The organism is Streptomyces sp. NPDC058691, assembly GCF_042714775.1.
Lineage (GTDB): Bacteria > Actinomycetota > Actinomycetes > Streptomycetales > Streptomycetaceae > Actinacidiphila.
On the sequence record NZ_JBHXSO010000008.1, the window covers coordinates 44,541 to 62,264 of the forward strand.

Consider the following 17,724-nt stretch of genomic DNA (forward strand, 5'->3'; position numbering starts at 1 on the left):
CTCAGATGTCGAGGAAGCGGACATCCTTGGCGTTGCGCTGGATGAAGGAGCGCCGGGCCTCGACGTCCTCGCCCATCAGCACCGAGAAGAGGTCATCGGCGAGGGCCGCGTCGTCCAGGGTGACCTGGCCCAGTACGCGGTGGTCGACGTCCATGGTGGTGACCCGCAGCTCCTCGGCGTTCATCTCACCGAGGCCCTTGAAGCGCTGGATCGAGTCCTCGCGCACGCGCTTGCCGTTCTGCCGCCCCAGCTCGATCAGCGCGTCGCGCTCGGAGTCGGAGTACGCGTACTCGAAGTCGTCCCGGCCCCACTTGATCTTGTAGAGCGGGGGACGGGAGAGGTACACGTGCCCGGCCTCGACCAGCGGACGCATGAAGCGGAACAGGAAGGTCAGCAGCAGGGTGTTGATGTGCTGGCCGTCGACGTCGGCGTCCGCCATCAGGATGATCTTGTGATAGCGCAGCCGGGAGATGTCGAAGTCCTCGTGCACACCGGTGCCGAAGGCCGAGATCAGCGCCTGGATCTCGGTGTTCTGCAGGATCTTGTCGATCCGTGACTTCTCCACGTTGAGGATCTTGCCGCGGATCGGGAGGATCGCCTGGTACTGCGGATTGCGGCCGGACTTGGCCGAACCGCCGGCGGAGTCACCCTCGACGATGAAGATCTCGCACTTGCTCGGGTCGTTGGACTGGCAGTCACTCAGCTTGCCCGGCAGCGACGCCGTCTCCAGCAGGCCCTTGCGGCGCGTCAGGTCGCGCGCCTTGCGGGCGGCGACACGGGCGGTGGCCGCCTGGATCGACTTGCGGATGATGTCCGCGGCCTCGTTCGGGTTGCGGTCCAGCCAGTCCGTCAGGTGCTCGTGCACGACCTTCTGTACGAAGGTCTTCGCCTCGGTGTTGCCCAGCTTGGTCTTGGTCTGGCCCTCGAACTGCGGCTCGCCGAGCTTGACCGAGATGATCGCCGTCAGACCCTCGCGGATGTCCTCGCCCGTGAGGTTGTCGTCCTTCTCGCGGAGGAACTTCTTCTCGCGCGCGTACTTGTTGACCAGCGTGGTCAGCGCGGCGCGGAAGCCCTCCTCGTGAGTGCCGCCCTCATGGGTGTGGATGGTGTTCGCGAAGCTGTAGACACCCTCGCTGTACTGGGTGTTCCACTGCATCGCCACCTCGAGCGAGAGGAGGCGCTCCTTGTCCTCCGCCTCGATGTCGATCACCGAGGGGTGGATGGTCTCGCCCTTGCGCGAGTTCAGGTACTTCACGAAGTCGACGATGCCGCCCTCGTAGTGGTACGAGACCGTGCGCGGCTTGCCCTCGTTCTCGACGTCCGCGTGCTCGGGGCGCTCGTCGGTCAGCGAGATCGTCAGGCCCTTGTTGAGGAAGGCCATCTCCTGGAAACGCCGCGACAGCGTCTCGAAGGAGTACTCGGTGGTCTCGAAGATGTCGCCGTCGGCCCAGAAGGTCACGCTCGTGCCGGTCTCGGAGACCGGCTCGTTCTTCTGCAGCGGGGCGGTGGGCACACCGAGCTTGTAGTCCTGGGTCCAGCGGAAGCCCTCACGCTTGACCTCGACCGCGACCTTGTTCGACAGGGCGTTCACCACGGAGACGCCGACGCCGTGCAGACCGCCGGAGACGGCGTAGCCGCCGCCGCCGAACTTGCCGCCCGCGTGCAGCACGGTGAGCACGACCTCGACGGCGGGCTTGCCCTCGGACGGCACGATGTCCACGGGGATGCCGCGGCCGTTGTCGATCACGCGCACGCCGCCGTCGGCGAGGATCGTGACCAGGATGGTGTCCGCGTGACCGGCCAGCGCCTCGTCGACGGAGTTGTCGACGACCTCGTACACCAGGTGGTGCAGGCCGCGCTCGCCCGTCGAGCCGATGTACATGCCCGGGCGCTTGCGAACCGCGTCCAAGCCCTCCAGGACGGTAATCGCACTGGCGTCATAGGCGCCCCCGTGCGGGGGCGCGGCGGAGCCTGCGGCTGCGGACGTATTGATCTCGTTGGGGTTGCCGGAATCGGCCACGAAGCGCCCTTTCTGGCACAGCATGAGCCGGGACCCGCGGAGCGGGATCGGCTGCATCACTTCGACATCGATCGACGGGTCCCGCTGGGATCCCCCTCTGCCGGAGGCCAGGGGCGGGCGTCTTGCCACCAGTCTACCGGTAGCGCCGACATAGATGGGGCTTTGGCGGTACCTGAGTTCCCGTGTACCCGACGAAAGTGCCTCCATCCGACTCCCTACACGCGCACCGGGTCTCAAAACCGCTCACGCGGGCGCACAGGGCTTCGACCTGATTACGCACAGCAGGTTTCCGGCCTATCCGTACGTATCGCCCGGCCCACGGCTCCCCGGAGCCCTCAGACGCCCGTAGGAACGCACCGGCCCCCCCGGTCCCAGCACCTTGATCAGCTTGACCGTGCCATGGCCGAGATCGGCGTTCAGCCTGGCCACCAGGGTCGGGGCGAGCAGCCGCAGCTGGGTCGCCCAGGCCGTGGAGTCGCACTGGACGGTGAGGACCCGGTCCTCCTCGTCGTACCGATCGGGCCGGCAGTGCAGCGCCACGTCGTCACCGACCAATTGCGGCCAGCGGCCCATCACCCCGCCGACAGCGGCCGGAGCCTCCCAGCCGCGTTCGGTGATCAGGCGGGTGATCGCCGCGCCGAGCGGCAGCGGATCGCGGCCGTCGGCCCGGGCGCCGCTGCGCAGACCGCCGCGGCGGGCCTGCTTCTTCTGCTGGGCCGCGGCGCCCTTGGCCCGCGCCTGCTCCTTGGCCGCGCGCAGGGCCACGCGCGCCAGGTCGACGCCGGACAGCGGTTTGTCCTGCGCGGGAGGTTGTGCCTGCTGCTCGCTCATGCCCGCTCCACGCCGCCGCTCTCCACCGCGTAGCGGGCGCCGATCAGCACGCCCGGCACGTCGTCGTCCACGGCCGCCGTCACGAGCACCTGCTCGCCGGGGGCCACCAGTTCCGCCAGACGGTCGCGGCGCCGGGCGTCCAGCTCCGCGAAGACGTCGTCGAGCACCAGCACCGGTTCACCGCCGTCGGCGCACAGCAGGTCGTACGAGGCCAACCGCAGCGCGAGGGCGTACGACCAGGACTCGCCGTGGCTCGCGTACCCCTTCGCGGGAAGCCGGCCGAGATTGAGGGAGAGGTCGTCGCGGTGCGGGCCGACGAGGGTGACCCCGCGCTCGATCTCCTGCTTGCGGGCCTCGCCCAGTGCCTCGAGCAGCAGCCCGTACAGCTCCTCGCGGCCCGACGCCCCGGCGATGCGCTCGCCGATCGAGCTGCGGTACTCCAGCGCGACCGGGCCGCCGCCCGGCGCCAGCTGCTCGTACGCCTTGTCGGCCAGCGGCTGCAGCGCGTGCGTGAGGTCCAGACGCTGGGCCAGCAGCTCGGCGCCGGCCCGGGCCAGATGCTGGTCCCACACGTCGAGGGTGGACAGGTCGCCGCCACGGCCGCCGTGGCGGCGGGCCATGGCCGCCGACTTGAGCAGGGTGTTGCGCTGCTTGAGCACCCGCTCGTAGTCACTGCGGACACCGGCCATCCGGGGCGCGCGGGCGGTCAGCAGCTCGTCGAGGAAACGCCGGCGCTCCCCGGGGTCGCCCTTGACCAGGGCAAGGTCCTCCGGGGCGAACAGCACGGTCCTGACTATGCCCAGCAGGTCGCGGGGGCGGACCTGGGAGGAGCGGTTCAGCCGGGCGCGATTGGCGCGGCCCGGGTTGATCTCCAGCTCCACCAGCTGCTGCCGGTCGCCCTGGACTACGGCCGCCCGCACGATCGCCCGGTCCGCGCCCATGCGCACCAGCGGCGCGTCACTGGCGACCCGGTGACTGGCGAGGGTGGCCAGATAGCCGACCGCCTCGACCAGGTTGGTCTTGCCCTGGCCGTTGGGACCGACAAAAGCGGTGACGCCCGGGTCGAGCGGGACCTCGACCCGGGCGTAGGAGCGGAAGTCGGCGAGCGACAGATGCGCGACATGCATGGCTGTGCGACGCCTCCTTCCCTCGTGGGCGCGGGGAGCGCCCGGTGGACATGACTGCTTGCCCGGCTACTTCTTGGTCTCGACGGCGTGGCCGCCGAACTGGTTGCGCAGCGCGGCGATCATCTTCATCTGCGGGGAGTCGTCCTGGCGGGAGGCGAAGCGCGCGAAGAGCGAGGCGGTGATCGCGGGCAGCGGCACGGCGTTGTCGATGGCGGCCTCGACGGTCCAGCGGCCCTCGCCGGAGTCCTCGGCGTAGCCCTTGAGCTTTTCCAGGTGCTCGTCGTCGTCGAGGGCGTTGACGGCCAGGTCCAGCAGCCAGGAGCGGATGACGGTGCCCTCCTGCCAGGACCGGAAGACCTCGCGCACGTCGGTGACGGAGTCGACCTTCTCCAGCAGTTCCCAGCCCTCGGCGTAGGCCTGCATCATGGCGTACTCGATGCCGTTGTGGACCATCTTGGCGAAGTGGCCCGCGCCGACCTTGCCCGCGTGGACCGAGCCGAAGTTGCCGACCGGCTTGAGGGCGTTGAAGACCGGCTGGACCTTCTCGACGTGCTCGGCGTCGCCGCCGTACATCAGCGCGTAGCCGTTCTGCAGGCCCCAGACGCCGCCGGAGACACCGCAGTCGACGAAGCCGATGCCCTTGGCCGCGAGCTCCTCGGCGTGCTTCTCGTCGTCCGTCCAGCGGGAGTTGCCGCCGTCGACCACCACGTCACCGGGCGAGAGCAGCTCGCCCAGTTCGTCAATCGTGGACTGGGTCGCGGCGCCGGCCGGCACCATCACCCAGACCACCCGGGGCGCTTCCAGCTTGTCCACGAGCTCCCGCAGGCTGTGGACGTCGGCGAGGTCCGGGTTGCGGTCGTAGCCGATGACAGTGTGTCCGGCCTGGCGGATGCGGGTGCGCATGTTCCCGCCCATCTTGCCGAGACCGATGAGACCGAGCTCCATGTCACGCATTCCTTCGCTGTTCGTGGGACGACGGGCCCGTGGGGGCCGGGGCCGCGGGGGGCGCCTTGACCTCTGCCCGGAGCGCCGCGGCGTACGCCTCGTCGGGATCGAGACGGCGCAGCTCCTCCGCGATCAGTTCCGCCGTGGTGCGGACCTTCAGTGCGAGGGCGCGCGTGGGCTGCCCGGGGATGGACAGGCTCGCGACGGCGCCCTCCGGGCGGTCGACAACGATGTCGCCGTGTTCGGTGCGCAGCCGGACCGCGGTGATGACGGGCCCGGCGGTGACGACTCGTTCGACCGGGACCCGCAGGCGGTCGGCGAACCAGCCCGCCAGCAGCTCGGCGCTGGGGTTGTCGGCCTCGCTCTCGATGACGGCCGAGGTGACCCGGGCACGGGCCTGGTCGAGCGCGGCGGCGAGCATCGAGCGCCATGGCGTCAGCCGCGTCCACGCGAGGTCGGTGTCGCCGGGCGCGTAGGACGCGACACGGGCCGCCAGTTGACGCAGGGGCCGCTCGACGGCGTACGCGTCGGTGATCCGGCGCTGGGCGAGCGCGCCCAGCGGGTCCCACGCCGGGGTGGCGGGCGCGTCCACGGGCCACCAGACGACGACGGGGGCGTCCGGCAGCAGCAGCGGCAGGACCACGGAGTCGGCGTGCCCGGACACCTCGCCGTGCAGCCTCAGCAGCACGGCCTCGCCGGAGCCGGCGTCCGAGCCGACGCGGACCTCCGCGTCGATGCGGGAGTCGGTGCGCCGGTGGGGGGTGCGGTCCGGGCGCTTGACGACGACGAGGATGCGCGAGGGGTGCTCCTGCGAGGCCTGCTCGGCCGCCTTCAAGGAGTCGTGGGCGTTCTCCTCGTCGGTCACGATGACCATGGTCAGGACCACGCCCACGGCGGGAGACCCGATCGCGCGGCGGGCCCGGACCAGGGCCTTGTTGATGCGGCTTGCCGTGGTGTCCGTCAGGTGGATCCTCATGGCCTGCGCCAGCTCCGTCCGTCTCGTGCGAGCATCTCGTCGGCTTCCGCGGGGCCCCAGCTGCCCGCGGTGTACTGCGCGGGCCTGCCGTGCCGGTTCCAGTACCGCTCGACCGGGTCGAGGATCTTCCAGGACTCCTCGACCTCCTGGTGCCGCGGGAAGAGGTTCGCGTCGCCGAGCAGCACGTCGAGGATCAGCCGCTCGTAGGCCTCCGGGCTGGACTCGGTGAAGGACTCGCCGTAGGCGAAGTCCATCGTCACGTCCCGGATCTCCATCGAGGTGCCGGGCACCTTGGAGCCGAAGCGCACGGTGACACCCTCGTCGGGCTGCACGCGGATGACGATCGCGTTCTGGCCCAGTTCCTGTGTCGCCTTCGGGTCGAACGGGGAGTGCGGGGCGCGCTGGAAGACCACCGCGATCTCCGTGACCCGGCGCCCGAGCCGCTTGCCGGCCCGGAGGTAGAAGGGGACGCCCGCCCAGCGGCGGTTGTCGACCTCCAGCTTGATCGCGGCGTAGGTGTCGGTGGTGGACGCGGGGTCGATGCCGGTCTCCTCCAGGTAGCCGGGCACCTCCTCGCCGCCCTGCCAGCCGTGCGTGTACTGGCCGCGCACGGTGTGCCCGCCCAGGTCGGCCGGGAGCCGGACCGCCTGGAGGACCTTCAGCTTCTCGGTGAGCAGCGACTCGGCGTCAAAGGAGGCGGGCTCCTCCATCGCGGTCAGCGCCATCAGTTGCATCAGGTGGTTCTGGATGACGTCGCGGGCGGCGCCGATCCCGTCGTAGTACCCGGCACGGCCGCCGATGCCGATGTCCTCGGCCATCGTGATCTGCACATGGTCGACGTAACTGCGGTTCCACACGGGCTCGAACATCGTGTTGGCGAAACGCAGCGCCAGGATGTTCTGGACCGTCTCCTTGCCCAGGTAGTGGTCGATCCGGAACACCTGCTCCGGGGCGAACACCTCGTGGACGAGACCGTTGAGCTGCCGGGCGCTGGCCAGGTCGTGGCCGAAGGGCTTCTCGATGACGGCGCGCCGCCAGGAGCCCTCGGGGGCGTCGGCCAGCCCGTGCTTCTTCAACTGCCGTACGACCGTGGGGAAGAACTTCGGCGGGACCGACAGATAGAAGGCGTAGTTGCCGCTCGTCCCGCGCGAGGCGTCCAGTTCGTCCACGGTGGCGCGCAGTTGCTTGAACGCGACGTCGTCGTCGAAGTCGCCCGGGATGAAGCGCATCCCCTCGGCGAGGTGCTGCCAGACCTCCTCGCGGAACGGGGTACGGGCGTGCTCGCGCACGGAGTCGTGCACGACCTTGGCGAAGTCCTGGTCCTCCCATTCGCGGCGGGCGAAGCCGAGGAGCGAGAAGCCCGGCGGCAGCAGCCCGCGGTTGGCCAGGTCGTAGACGGCCGGCATCAGCTTCTTGCGGGAGAGGTCACCGGTCACACCGAAGATCACCAGGCCGGACGGTCCCGCGATGCGGGGCAGCCGGCGGTCGCCGGGGGCTCGCAGGGGGTTGGACCAAGGTGCGGCGGATGCGGTCTCGGCCGTGCTCATTGCGGGTCGACTCCCTCGTTCAGTGCGGTACCGATCGCTGCCAGCAGGTCGTCCCAGGCGGTCTCGAACTTCGCCACGCCCTCGTCCTCCAGCTGCTTCACGACCTCGTCGTAGGAGATCCCCAGCCGCTCGACCGCCGCGAGGTCGGCGCGGGCCTCTTCATAGCGGCCGGTGATGGTGTCGCCCTCGATGCGGCCGTGGTCGGCGGTGGCGTCGAGTGTCGCCTGGGGCATGGTGTTGACGGTTCCGGGCGCGACCAGCTCGTCCACGTAGAGCGTGTCCTTGTACGAGGGGTCCTTCACCCCCGTCGAGGCCCACAGCGGCCGCTGCTCGTGGGCGCCGGCCGCGGCGAGCGCCGCCCACCGGTCGCCCGCGAAGACCTCCCGGTAAGCCTCGTACGCGAGCCGGGCGTTGGCGAGCGCGGCCTTGCCCTTGAGGCCCTTGGCCTCGTCGGTGCCGATCTTCTCCAGGCGCTTGTCGATCTCGCTGTCCACGCGGGACACGAAGAAGGACGCCACGGAATGGATCACGGACAGGTCCAGACCCGCGGACTCCGCCTTCTCCAGACCGGCCAGGTAGGCGTCCATGACGTCCCGGTAGCGGGCCAGCGAGAAGATCAGGGTGACGTTGACGCTGATGCCGAGGCCGATGACCTCCGTGATGGCCGGCAGACCCGCGGGGGTCGCCGGGATCTTGATCATCACGTTGGGGCGGTCGACGAGCCAGGCGAGTTGCCGGGCCTCGGCGACGGTGGCCTTCGCGTCGTGGGCCAGGCGGGGATCGACCTCGATGGACACGCGGCCGTCCCGGCCGCCGGTCGCCTCGTACACCGGCCGCAGGATGTCGGCTGCGGCCCGTACGTCGGCGGCGGTCATCATGCGGACGGCCTCGTCGCGGGTGACCCCGCGCACGGCCAGCTCGGCGAGCTGCTCCTGGTAGTCCGCTCCCGAGCCGATGGCGGCCTGGAAGATGGACGGATTCGTGGTGACGCCCACCACCCGCCCCGATGAGACGAGTTCGGCGAGGTCGCCGGAGGAGATCCGTCTGCGCGAGAGGTCGTCCAGCCAGATCGAGACTCCCGCCGCGGCCAGGCGCCCCAACGGTTCCGCGGTCGCGGTCACTGCTTCGTTCACTGTGATCATCTTCTTTCTGCGCTCGCATCAACCGCGAGGGCGTGCGAACGATTCCCGGTCCTCCCGGCGCCTTCCGCAGCCAACAGGCACCGTCGGAGACGGTACACGATAGTTGAGATTTAAACTAACTCGCCCCCCATGCGCAGCGGCGCCGACCGGCGCCACCCGGCCACGCGGCGAACCTGTAAGGGACATGACCAGGCGGAGGGAAGCCCGGAAAAGGGGACGCAGCGGAAAATCGAAGGACCGATGAATTCCGCAAAAAGAAGTCGCTTGGCCTGCCCACCGAACCGCCGCGGCGGACGGCGAACGGCACCGGCCGGGAACCTCCGACAAGGTCGCGGCGCAATACTCCTGCTCGGCCACCGGCGCAAGAGCAGCGCACGAGCCTTTACTGCGCCATGAGTTCGCGCGGCCCGCGCGGCGCCGTCGGCCCACCGGACCCTTGACAACACCCGCGGGCCCCACATAATACGCGCCGCAGGATTCGCGTACACCTACATCGCGACCCCGGCACCGTCCACCAAGGGGTGGTCAACCAGCCCCCCAACGGATGTAATCACTCCATGCGCCTTTCCGAGATCGAAGAAGTCAACACCCGCACGCTGGCCCACGCGACGACCGTCAGGCCCGTCTCCACCGGGGACATCATTCGCACTCACCGCAAAAAGTACCCGTATCGGGGTTTTGTTGAGATCGACTCGCCACACTGTCCGCCCTTCGTCATGTTCTGTGTGAACGACGACGCGGTCGCCCTCGAAACCCTGTGGAACGGCGAATTCCGCTACGAGCCCGGATCCCTCTCCACCTGGGCGCAGTTGGCCGCGAAGAGCGAGAACATCGCCGACGTCGGGGCGCACGTCGGCTATTTCTCGATGATCGCCGCGCTTGCCAACCCCGCGGCCAAGGTGCATGCCTTCGAGCCGGTGGATGAAATACACGCCCGGCTCGCGGTGAATATCCGGTCGAACAATACCCAGAACGTCAAGCGGTACCAGGCGGGCGTGTCCAACAAGCCCGGTTGGACCGAGATCAACGTCCGCTTCGCGGGAAACCTCCTGTCGACCGGCTCCTCCGTCGTGCGCTCCTCGGACGGCGCCAAGCGGCAGCGCATCCAGCTCGTCTCCCTTGACGAAGTGTTCGCCGACACGAAGCTGGACCTCGTCAAGATCGATGTCGAGGGCCACGAGCCGGCGGTCCTGCGCGGTGCCCGGAAGGTGCTGAAGCGCGACCGGCCGTTCGTCATGCTGGAGGCGCTGCGGGACGCGCCGCTGGACCCGCTCCTCGCCCAGTTCAAGCCCTTCGGCTACGACTGCCACTGGGTCTCCGAGGAGGACGGGGAGCTGATCCCCGCGGCCGCGGCCAGGCCGCGCGGCACCCGGAATCTGCTGTTCACCCCCCACAGCTAGGCCGCTGGGGGCCGTCCGCCGCGTGACCCCACGCTCCGGCGGACGGCAGCCTCACCCGCGCGCGGACGGCCGGGTGGCGTAGAAGGCGACCGCCGAGGCGGCGGCCACGTTCAGTGAGTCCACACCGGCCTCCATCGGGATGCGCACGTGCTCATCGGCGGCCCGGAGCGCTCCTGCCGACAGCCCCTCGCCCTCCGTGCCCAGCATCAGGGCCAGCTTCTCGTGCCGGCGGTCGGCGAGCTCGTCGAGCGTGATGGAACTATCCGACAGGCAGAGGGCCGCGAGCACGAAGCCGTGCTCCCGTACGAGATCGGCGTCCTGCGGCCATGACGCGAACCTGGCATACGGAACGGCGAGGACGGCCCCCATGGACACCTTCACAGCCCGCCTGTAGAGGGGGTCGGCACAGCGCGGGGTGAGGAACACGGCGTCCACTCCCAGCGCTGCCGCGTTGCGGAAGGCCGCGCCCATGTTGGCGTGATCGACGATGTCCTCGAAGATCGCGACACGGCGCAGCCCGGGGCGAGCGCCGGCCAACAGCTCCCGCGGCTCGGGCAGTTGCCTGCGCTGCATCGACGCCAGGGCACCGCGGTGCACGTGGTAGCCGGTCACCCGCTCGGCCAGGCCGGGATCGACGGCGTACACGGGCGCGGGGACCTCGTCGATGACGTCCCGCATGACGTCGACCCACTTGGCCGTCAGCAGCATCGAGCGCATGCCGTACCCGGCCCGCCACGCGCGCCGGATGACCTTCTCGCCCTCCGCGATGAACAGGCCCTCCTCGGGCTCACGACGGCGGCGCAGCTCCACATCGGTCAGCGACGTGTAGTCGTGCAGCCGCGGGTCGTCCGGGTCGTCGATGGTGACGATCTCAGCCACGGGGTGTCACCGCCCTGTACGCAACTCGGCGCCCACGGCCACCACCTCGCCGATCACGATCACCGCGGGCGGCCGCACGCCCTCCTCGGCGACCCGCCGGCCCACCGTCGCGAGCGTCGCGTCCACACGCCGCTGCGCGGCCGTCGTGCCCTCCTGGATGACCGCGACAGGAGTGTCGGCGCCCCGTCCGTGCGCCACGAGCGCGGCGGCGATGGCGGCGATCCGCTCGACCCCCATCAGCAGCACCAGGGTGCCGCGCAATCGGGCCAGCGCCTCCCAGTCCACCAGGGAGCGGGGGTCCTCCGGAGCCACGTGGCCGCTCACCACGGTGAACTCGTGCGCCACGCCCCGATGCGTCACCGGGATGCCCGCGGCGGCCGGCACGCTGATCGAACTGGAGATGCCCGGCACGACCGTGCAGGCGATCCCGGCCTCCGCCAGCGCCTGCGCCTCCTCCATGCCCCGGCCGAAGACGAACGGGTCGCCGCCCTTGAGACGCACGACGGCCTTGCCCGCCCTCGCGTGCTCGATCAGCGCGGCGTTGATCGCCTCCTGTGCCATCGCGCGCCCGTAAGGGATCTTCGCGGCGTCGATCACCTCGACGTGCGGCGGCAGTTCGTCCAGCAGATCGCGCGGGCCCAGGCGGTCCGCGATCACCACGTCCGCCTCCGCGAGCAGCCGGCGGCCGCGCACCGTGATCAGGTCCGGGTCGCCCGGCCCGCCGCCCACCAGCGCCACGCCGGGGGACTTCCCCCGGTACTGCGGCGCGGCCAGGGAGCCGTCCCGCAGGCCCTCCACGATCGCGTCCCGCACAGCGGCGGAACGCCGCGGGTCGTGCCCGGTCAGCACGGCGACGGTCACGCCATCGGTGCGGCCGGTCGCCGGCGTCCACGCGGTCGCCGCGTCGGCGTCGTCACTGCGCACGCACCACACCCGGCGCTCCTCCGCCTCCGCGGAGGCCGCCGCGTTCGCCTCCGGGTCGTCCGTCGCGATCAGCGCGTACCAGGCGTCCGCCAGGTCCCCCGGGCGGTAGCGCCGTCGCTCCCAGCGCAGTTCGCCCGCGGCGGCCATCGCGTCCACGGACGGCGTCGCCGACGGCGAGACCAGGACCACGTCCGCCCCCGCGGCCAGCAGCGTCGGCAGCCGGCGCTGGGCGACCTGGCCGCCGCCGAGCACGACCACGCGCCGACCCGCGAGCCGGAGTCCGACGGGGTATGCGGGTACGGCGTCGCTGCGCTCGGCGGTCATGGTCGTGCGGCTCCTCGTCGTCTGGGGTGTGCGTGCGCCTGCGGCGCGGGGGGCGGGGGGGTTCCGCCCCTCAACCCTACGATGTGCCTGGGGTGCGGTTTCTCCCCCGCCCTCCCGCCCGTGTGCCCTGTGAAGTCACGCACCCCGGCGCGCGTGTGTTCCTGGGCCGGGTCCGGGGCCTCCGGGGCCGGCCATTCTGGACAGCACATTTACGTGCGTTTCCAGCACCTGCTCATCCCATCCCGACCCGGATCCCGCACACAAATATGCTCCACAGTCCAGAACACCCACCCCTACGACCCCGCCCCCTCCGTAGTGTTCGCGCCTGATCCCCAGTGGGGGGTGTTAGGGCGGCCATGGCACGGGCACCCGTTGGTGCGGCAGCACATCAGCCGCCCAGCCGGCACCGCCCACACACAAACCCAGTGGCCGTCGCATTCCGCTCCCCTGGGGACCTCTAGGGCTCGCGGTCAATGGCGCGGGCCCCGCTGGTGCAGCGCACAACGGCATCGGCCGCCACGTCGTGCCCACAGCGGGCACCCCGGCCGAATGTTGGGGCAGGCACTGGCAGGCCGATAGGGGCGGCATCCAGGCAACCGCAGCCACCCCGGTCCGCCTCCATACCCCCCACTGGGGATCAGGCGCATGACGAAACCGAGGGGGCGGGGTCGTAGGGGTGGGCGTTCTGGACTGTGGAGCATATTTGGGTGCACAACCCGGAGTGACCAACGCAGAGTGCCCGAGGCACCAAAATGTGCTGTCCAGAATGGCCAGCCCCGGAGGCCCCGACCCCGGCACCCAACGAAACGCGCGCCGGGGTGCCAGACCGCGCCGGGCACACGGGCGGGAGGGCGGGGAAAAGAACCTACCCGGGACGGGCCCGTCAGGCCTTTTCCGTGACGCCCGCAGAGTCGAACGTCGCCACCTCATGCATCGCCCGCGCAGCACTCTGCACCAGCGGCAGCGCCAGCAACGCCCCCGTCCCCTCCCCCAGCCTCAGGTCGAGATCGACCAGCGGCCGCAGACCCAGCTTCGTGAGGGCGGCCCGGTGACCGGGCTCCGCGCTGCGGTGCCCCGCGATGCAGGCCGCGAGGACCTCGGGTGCGATGGCGCGCGCCACGAGCGCGGCCGCGCCGGCGCTGACGCCGTCCAGGATGACCGGGGTCCGCAGGGACGCGGCGCCGAGCAACAGGCCGACCATGGCGGCGTGTTCGAGGCCGCCGATGGCCGCGAGGACCTCGATCGGGTCGGAGGGGTCGGGCCGGTGGAGCTCCAGGGCCCGCCGGACGACGTCGACCTTGCGCGCGTGCATCTCGTCGTTGATGCCCGTGCCCCGCCCGGTGACCTCCGCCGGGTCGACCCCGGTGTAGACGGAGATCAGGGCCGCGGAGACGGTGGTGTTGGCGACGCCCATCTCACCGGTCAGCAGCGCCTTGTTGCCCGCGGCGACGAGGTCGCGCGCGGTCTCGATGCCGACCTCGATCGCCCGCAGCACCTCCTCGCGCGACATCGCGGGGCCCGCGGTGAAGTCGGCCGTGCCGGGGCGCACCTTGCGCGGCAGCAGACCGGGCGTGCTGGGAAGTTCGGAGGCGACGCCGACGTCGATGACGCAGACCTCGGCGCCCACCTGGTTGGCGAAGGCGTTGCACACGGCCCCGCCACCGAGGAAGTTGGCGACCATCTGGCCGGTGACCTCCTGCGGCCAGGCCGTGACACCCTGCGCGTGCACGCCGTGGTCGCCGGCGAAGATGGCGACGGCGGCGGGCTCGGGGATCGGCGGGGGGCACTGCCGGGACAGGCCGCTGAGCTGCGCGGAGATGATCTCCAGCATGCCGAGCGCGCCGGCCGGCTTGGTCATCCGCTTCTGCCGCTCCCACGCCTCGCCGAGCGCCTTGGCGTCGAGCGGGCGGATGCCGCGCAGCGTCTCCTCCAGGAGGTCGTGCGGCTCCTCGCCGGGCAGGGCGCGGTTGCCGTACTCCTCCTCGTGGACGACCCAGGCCAGCGGGCGCCGCTTGGACCAGCCGGACTGGACGAGCTCGGGGTCCTCGGGGAATTCGTCGACGTAGCCGACGCACAGGTAGGCGACGACCTCCAGGTGCTCGGGGAGGCCGAGTTCACGGACCATCTCGCGCTCGTCGAAGAAGCTGACCCAGCCGACGCCGAGGCCTTCCGCGCGGGCGGCGAGCCAGAGGTTCTCGACCGCCAGTGCCGAGGAGTAGGGCGCCATCTGCGGCTGGGTGTAGCGGCCCAGCGTGTGGCGGCCGCCGCGGGTGGGGTCGGCGGTGACGACGATGTTGACCGGGGTGTCGAGGATCGCCTCGATCTTCAGCTCGCGGAACTGCTTGGCGCGCCCCTTGGGGAGGGACTTGGCGTACGCGTCGCGCTGCTGCATGGCGAGTTCGTGCATGCGCTGCCGGGTCTCCGCGGAGCGGATGACGACGAAGTCCCAGGGCTGGGAGTGGCCGACGCTGGGCGCGGTGTGGGCCGCCTCCAGGACGCGGATCAGCACCTCGTGCGGGATGGGGTCGCTCCGGAAGCCGTTGCGGATGTCGCGGCGTTCGCGGATGACGCGGTGGACGGCGTCCCGTACGGAGGGGTCGTAACCCTCGGCCATGGGCAGCCGCAGCTCCGGGGCGTCCTCGTCCTCAGCGGACTCAGCGGACTCGGCTGCCTCGGCTGCCTCGGCTGCCGCCACGAATGCCACGACCTCCGCGTCGGCGGGCTCGGTGGTCTCCGCGGCCGCCGGCTCCACCTGCGCGGGCACTTCGAGCGCCGGGGGCTCGACGACGGCCTCCACGGGCTCGACTGCCTCGACGACGTCGATGACCTCGACGGCCTCCGCCACGACCGGTGTCACCGGTTCGGGGACGACGGTCTCGGGGGCGACGGGCTCGGGCTCCAGGCCGAACGGCAGCGGCTCGTCCTCCACCGCGGTGGGCTCGGGCAGCGCCTCGGCGATCGGCTCGGGCTCGGGCTCGGGCTCGAACTCGGGCTGCGGCTCCGGGGCCGAAACAGGCGCCACGACCTCCTCGGCCTGCGGCGCGGGCGGCATCTCCACGGGTTCCGGGGCCGACCAGGCGGCGCCCGGGGCAGGGACCGCGGCGGACGGCTCGTCGCGTGGGATGTCCAGGTACTCGGGGCCGGTCGTCGGTGGGCCGGCGTGGCGCACCGGGGTCTCCACGGACGGCGGCACCGGCGCGAGCGGGGTCACCGCGACGGGCACCTCCGGCGCGGGCGGCGGCGTGGCCGGCACGGGCTGCGGGGCGGGCGTCGCCGGTCCGCGGTCGGCGAGGGACCGGACGATTCCGCCGCCGTTGGACGGGTCGGGGATGGGCGGGCCCATGTGCAGCGGCCGCCGGACGGGCGCCGGCGCGGCCGGGGCCTCCTCCTCGAACACCTGCGGCGCACTCGGCTCGGGCGTACCCGACTCCGGCGCCAGGATCTCGACGGCGGGGACGGGCGCGGGGGCCGGGACGACCGGCTCCCCCGGAACGGCCTGCGGCTGCTCGGCCGCGACCGCACCCGGCAGGGGCACGCCGCCGGGCGGCGTCGCCGAGGCCCGCACGGCGGAGTAGTCGAGGGAGACCGAGTCGCGGCCGCCGCTCTCGTGGGCGTCGTGCTCGTGGAGGCCACCGGGCACGCCGGCGGGCAGCGGCTCCTGGACCTGCGCGCGGGTCTCGTGCGCCATCGGGCCCGCCGCCGGGACGGGTTCGGTGCCGGGCGCGGCCATGGGGGCCGGCGCGACCGGAGGCGCGGGAACAGGCGCGACGGGCTGCGGCGGCACCGGCTGGGGGTCGGCCCACGACCCCTGCAGACCGGGCATGAGCAGCATCTCCTCGTCCTCCTCGGCGACCGCGGGGCCGGCCGGCTGGTCGAGGTAGACGTAAGCGGCAGGCGGAACCGGCGCGTTCAGCGGGTCGGTCTCCCAGGTCGGGACGACCGGCTGCTGCGCACCACTGCCGGGAAGGCCGGGAAGGTCGGCGTGCGGCTGCAGAACCGCTTCTCCGCCTGCGTTCTCCGGCAGTCCCTCACCCGGGACCTGGCCGGTGTCAGTCATGCGTGCCCCTCGCCCATCGGTTCGCTCCTTCCAACGCTGCGCCGCACACACTGCCCACAGCAAGAACGAGCGTGGGCTGCAAGCGGCACGTCGGCGGGGAGTGACCGATACTGATCGATACTGATCAGCCCTCAGTCGACGTCAACGCACGACGACGGCACAGCGGTCCGCCAGCCTACCGTGCGTGTGCCCGCGCGTGCTCAGCGGGGGTTCACCTCAAACCGGTCGCAATACGGGCGCAACACATGGCTCACCGGCGGTGCCCGAGGAGTGCGAACACCACCGTGCGCTCCCGCTCCGACCAGTCGGAGTCCAGTTCGACAGCCTGCAACAATGCGCACTCCACTGCGTATCCGCCCTCTTCCAGGGCGGTTCTGACCGCTTCTGCCTCGTCCCGGTTCGCGGCACTCGCGGCGATCCGTTCCGGGCGGCGCGCGGCGCACGCCGCGACGACGTCCGCTCCTCCGCCGCCTATGCGCACGACGTCCGGTTCCGGAAGGTCCTCCAGAACCTCGGGCGCCTCGCCGTGCACGACGCGCACCTGCACCCCGAAGTCCCGTGCGGTGTCCTCGACGCGTTCGCAGGCCGCCGCGTCCCGGTCGACGGCGATGACGGCCGCGCCGAAGCGCGCCGCCTCCACGGCGACGGCGCCGCCCCCCGCGCCGATGTCCCAGACCAGATCGCCGGTGCGCGGTCCGAGCCGGGCCAGTTGCAGGGCGCGCAGCTGCGCCGGGCCGTCCACGGGCGCGTACCGCTCGGTGGGAAGGGCCCAGCCGCGGACCCGGTCCGCGGGGGCGGGGTCGCCCCCGGCCAGCCAGCCGGCCTGCGCGGCGGCGACCGGCGGCGTGCTGGGCGCGGCGCCGACGACCAGGACAACGTTGGGGTCGCGCCAGGTGTGGTCGGGGACCTTGTCGGAGGTGAGGACGGTGACCTCCTCCTGCTCCGTGCCGAGCGACTCGCAGATCACGAAGGTGCGGTGCTCGTCACCGAGCAGCAGGGCGAGTTCGGCCGGGCCGGCGCCGGGGGCGGTCAGCACCGCGACCTTGGGGTGGGCCCGGCAGACGTTGACGGCGCGGCGCAGGGTGCGCGCGTGCGCGACGACCACCCGTGCGTCGTCCCAGGGCATGCCGGCCCGCGCGAAGGCCTGGGCCACCGAGGTCACACCGGGGACGACCTCCACCTCCAGGCCGTGGTCGGGGGCGCGCAGGGCGCGTACGACGCCGAAGAACCCGGGGTCGCCGTCGGCCAGGACGACCGCGGTGCCGCGGTGCCGGGCGATGCGGCGGGCGGCCAGGTCGATGCTGCCGAGGACGATGCGCTCGGCCTCCTCCGGCACGAAGGGCAGTGCGAGGTGGTGCCGTGTTCCGGCCACCAGGGTCGCGGCGGCCAGCGCGGAACGCGCGGCCTCGCCCGGTGGTGAGCCGTCCCACCCGATCACGGTGACACGGTCGGCCATCGTCGTCCTGCCTTCTGGGCGCGTCGGGGTGCGGTACCCCGGGTCATGTCTTCCCCGGGGTGTGCACAGTACCCCGCCCAGGATCTTGCGCTAGAG

General features: G+C 71.6%; 12 protein-coding genes. 1 reads left to right on the forward strand and 11 read right to left on the reverse strand.

Translation table 11 applies throughout. The features are described from left to right. Position 1: 1 nt before the first annotated feature. The 7 genes from gyrB to tal all read right to left on the reverse strand — a co-directional run bounded on the left by gyrB (position 2) and on the right by tal (position 8,588). Positions 2-2,044 (reverse strand): DNA topoisomerase (ATP-hydrolyzing) subunit B, encoded by a 2,043-nt coding sequence (gyrB, locus tag ACFWVC_RS07965; RefSeq protein ID WP_384280237.1) that lies wholly within the window; start codon positions 2,042-2,044, stop codon positions 2-4. Positions 2,045-2,314: 270 nt separating this feature from the next. Continuing rightward, complete coding sequence (locus tag ACFWVC_RS07970) at positions 2,315-2,851, reverse strand: DUF721 domain-containing protein (protein ID WP_384280241.1); 537 nt, start codon at positions 2,849-2,851, stop codon at positions 2,315-2,317. After that, positions 2,848-3,978 carry a DNA replication/repair protein RecF gene (gene recF / locus ACFWVC_RS07975; RefSeq protein ID WP_384280244.1) on the reverse strand — a complete coding sequence of 377 codons (1,131 nt, stop codon included), beginning with the start codon at positions 3,976-3,978 and terminating at the stop codon, positions 2,848-2,850. The genes ACFWVC_RS07970 and recF overlap by 4 nt, the downstream gene beginning before the upstream one ends. A 66-nt stretch (positions 3,979-4,044) precedes the next feature. Continuing rightward, positions 4,045-4,923 (reverse strand): phosphogluconate dehydrogenase (NAD(+)-dependent, decarboxylating), encoded by an 879-nt coding sequence (gene gnd / locus ACFWVC_RS07980; protein ID WP_384280247.1) that lies wholly within the window; start codon positions 4,921-4,923, stop codon positions 4,045-4,047. 1 nt (position 4,924) lies between these two features. Further along, positions 4,925-5,899 carry a glucose-6-phosphate dehydrogenase assembly protein OpcA gene (opcA, locus tag ACFWVC_RS07985; RefSeq protein ID WP_384280249.1) on the reverse strand — a complete coding sequence of 325 codons (975 nt, stop codon included), beginning with the start codon at positions 5,897-5,899 and terminating at the stop codon, positions 4,925-4,927. Continuing rightward, complete coding sequence (gene zwf / locus ACFWVC_RS07990) at positions 5,896-7,446, reverse strand: glucose-6-phosphate dehydrogenase (RefSeq protein ID WP_384280253.1); 1,551 nt, start codon at positions 7,444-7,446, stop codon at positions 5,896-5,898. The genes opcA and zwf overlap by 4 nt, the downstream gene beginning before the upstream one ends. Further along, complete coding sequence (gene tal / locus ACFWVC_RS07995) at positions 7,443-8,588, reverse strand: transaldolase (protein ID WP_384280258.1); 1,146 nt, start codon at positions 8,586-8,588, stop codon at positions 7,443-7,445. The genes zwf and tal overlap by 4 nt, the downstream gene beginning before the upstream one ends. A gap of 557 nt (positions 8,589-9,145) precedes the next feature. Here tal and ACFWVC_RS08000 point away from each other — a divergent pair. Then, on the forward strand, positions 9,146-9,988 hold the full coding sequence (locus tag ACFWVC_RS08000) for an FkbM family methyltransferase (protein ID WP_384280260.1): 843 nt from the start codon (positions 9,146-9,148) through the stop codon (positions 9,986-9,988). Positions 9,989-10,039: 51 nt separating this feature from the next. On the opposite strand, the gene ACFWVC_RS08005 is transcribed toward ACFWVC_RS08000, so the two are convergent. The 4 genes from ACFWVC_RS08005 to cbiE all read right to left on the reverse strand — a co-directional run bounded on the left by ACFWVC_RS08005 (position 10,040) and on the right by cbiE (position 17,628). After that, positions 10,040-10,867, reverse strand: a complete 828-nt coding sequence (locus ACFWVC_RS08005; protein ID WP_384280262.1) for a TrmH family RNA methyltransferase — start codon at positions 10,865-10,867, stop codon at positions 10,040-10,042. Between the two features lie 6 nt (positions 10,868-10,873). Next, positions 10,874-12,115 carry a uroporphyrinogen-III C-methyltransferase gene (gene cobA / locus ACFWVC_RS08010; protein ID WP_384280264.1) on the reverse strand — a complete coding sequence of 414 codons (1,242 nt, stop codon included), beginning with the start codon at positions 12,113-12,115 and terminating at the stop codon, positions 10,874-10,876. Positions 12,116-12,998: 883 nt separating this feature from the next. Then, positions 12,999-16,172, reverse strand: coding sequence for a nicotinate-nucleotide--dimethylbenzimidazole phosphoribosyltransferase (gene cobT / locus ACFWVC_RS08015; protein ID WP_384280266.1), 3,174 nt, complete (start codon positions 16,170-16,172; stop codon positions 12,999-13,001). A 250-nt stretch (positions 16,173-16,422) separates the two neighbouring features. Then, positions 16,423-17,628 carry a precorrin-6y C5,15-methyltransferase (decarboxylating) subunit CbiE gene (cbiE, locus tag ACFWVC_RS08020; RefSeq protein WP_384280268.1) on the reverse strand — a complete coding sequence of 402 codons (1,206 nt, stop codon included), beginning with the start codon at positions 17,626-17,628 and terminating at the stop codon, positions 16,423-16,425. Positions 17,629-17,724 lie beyond the last annotated feature (96 nt).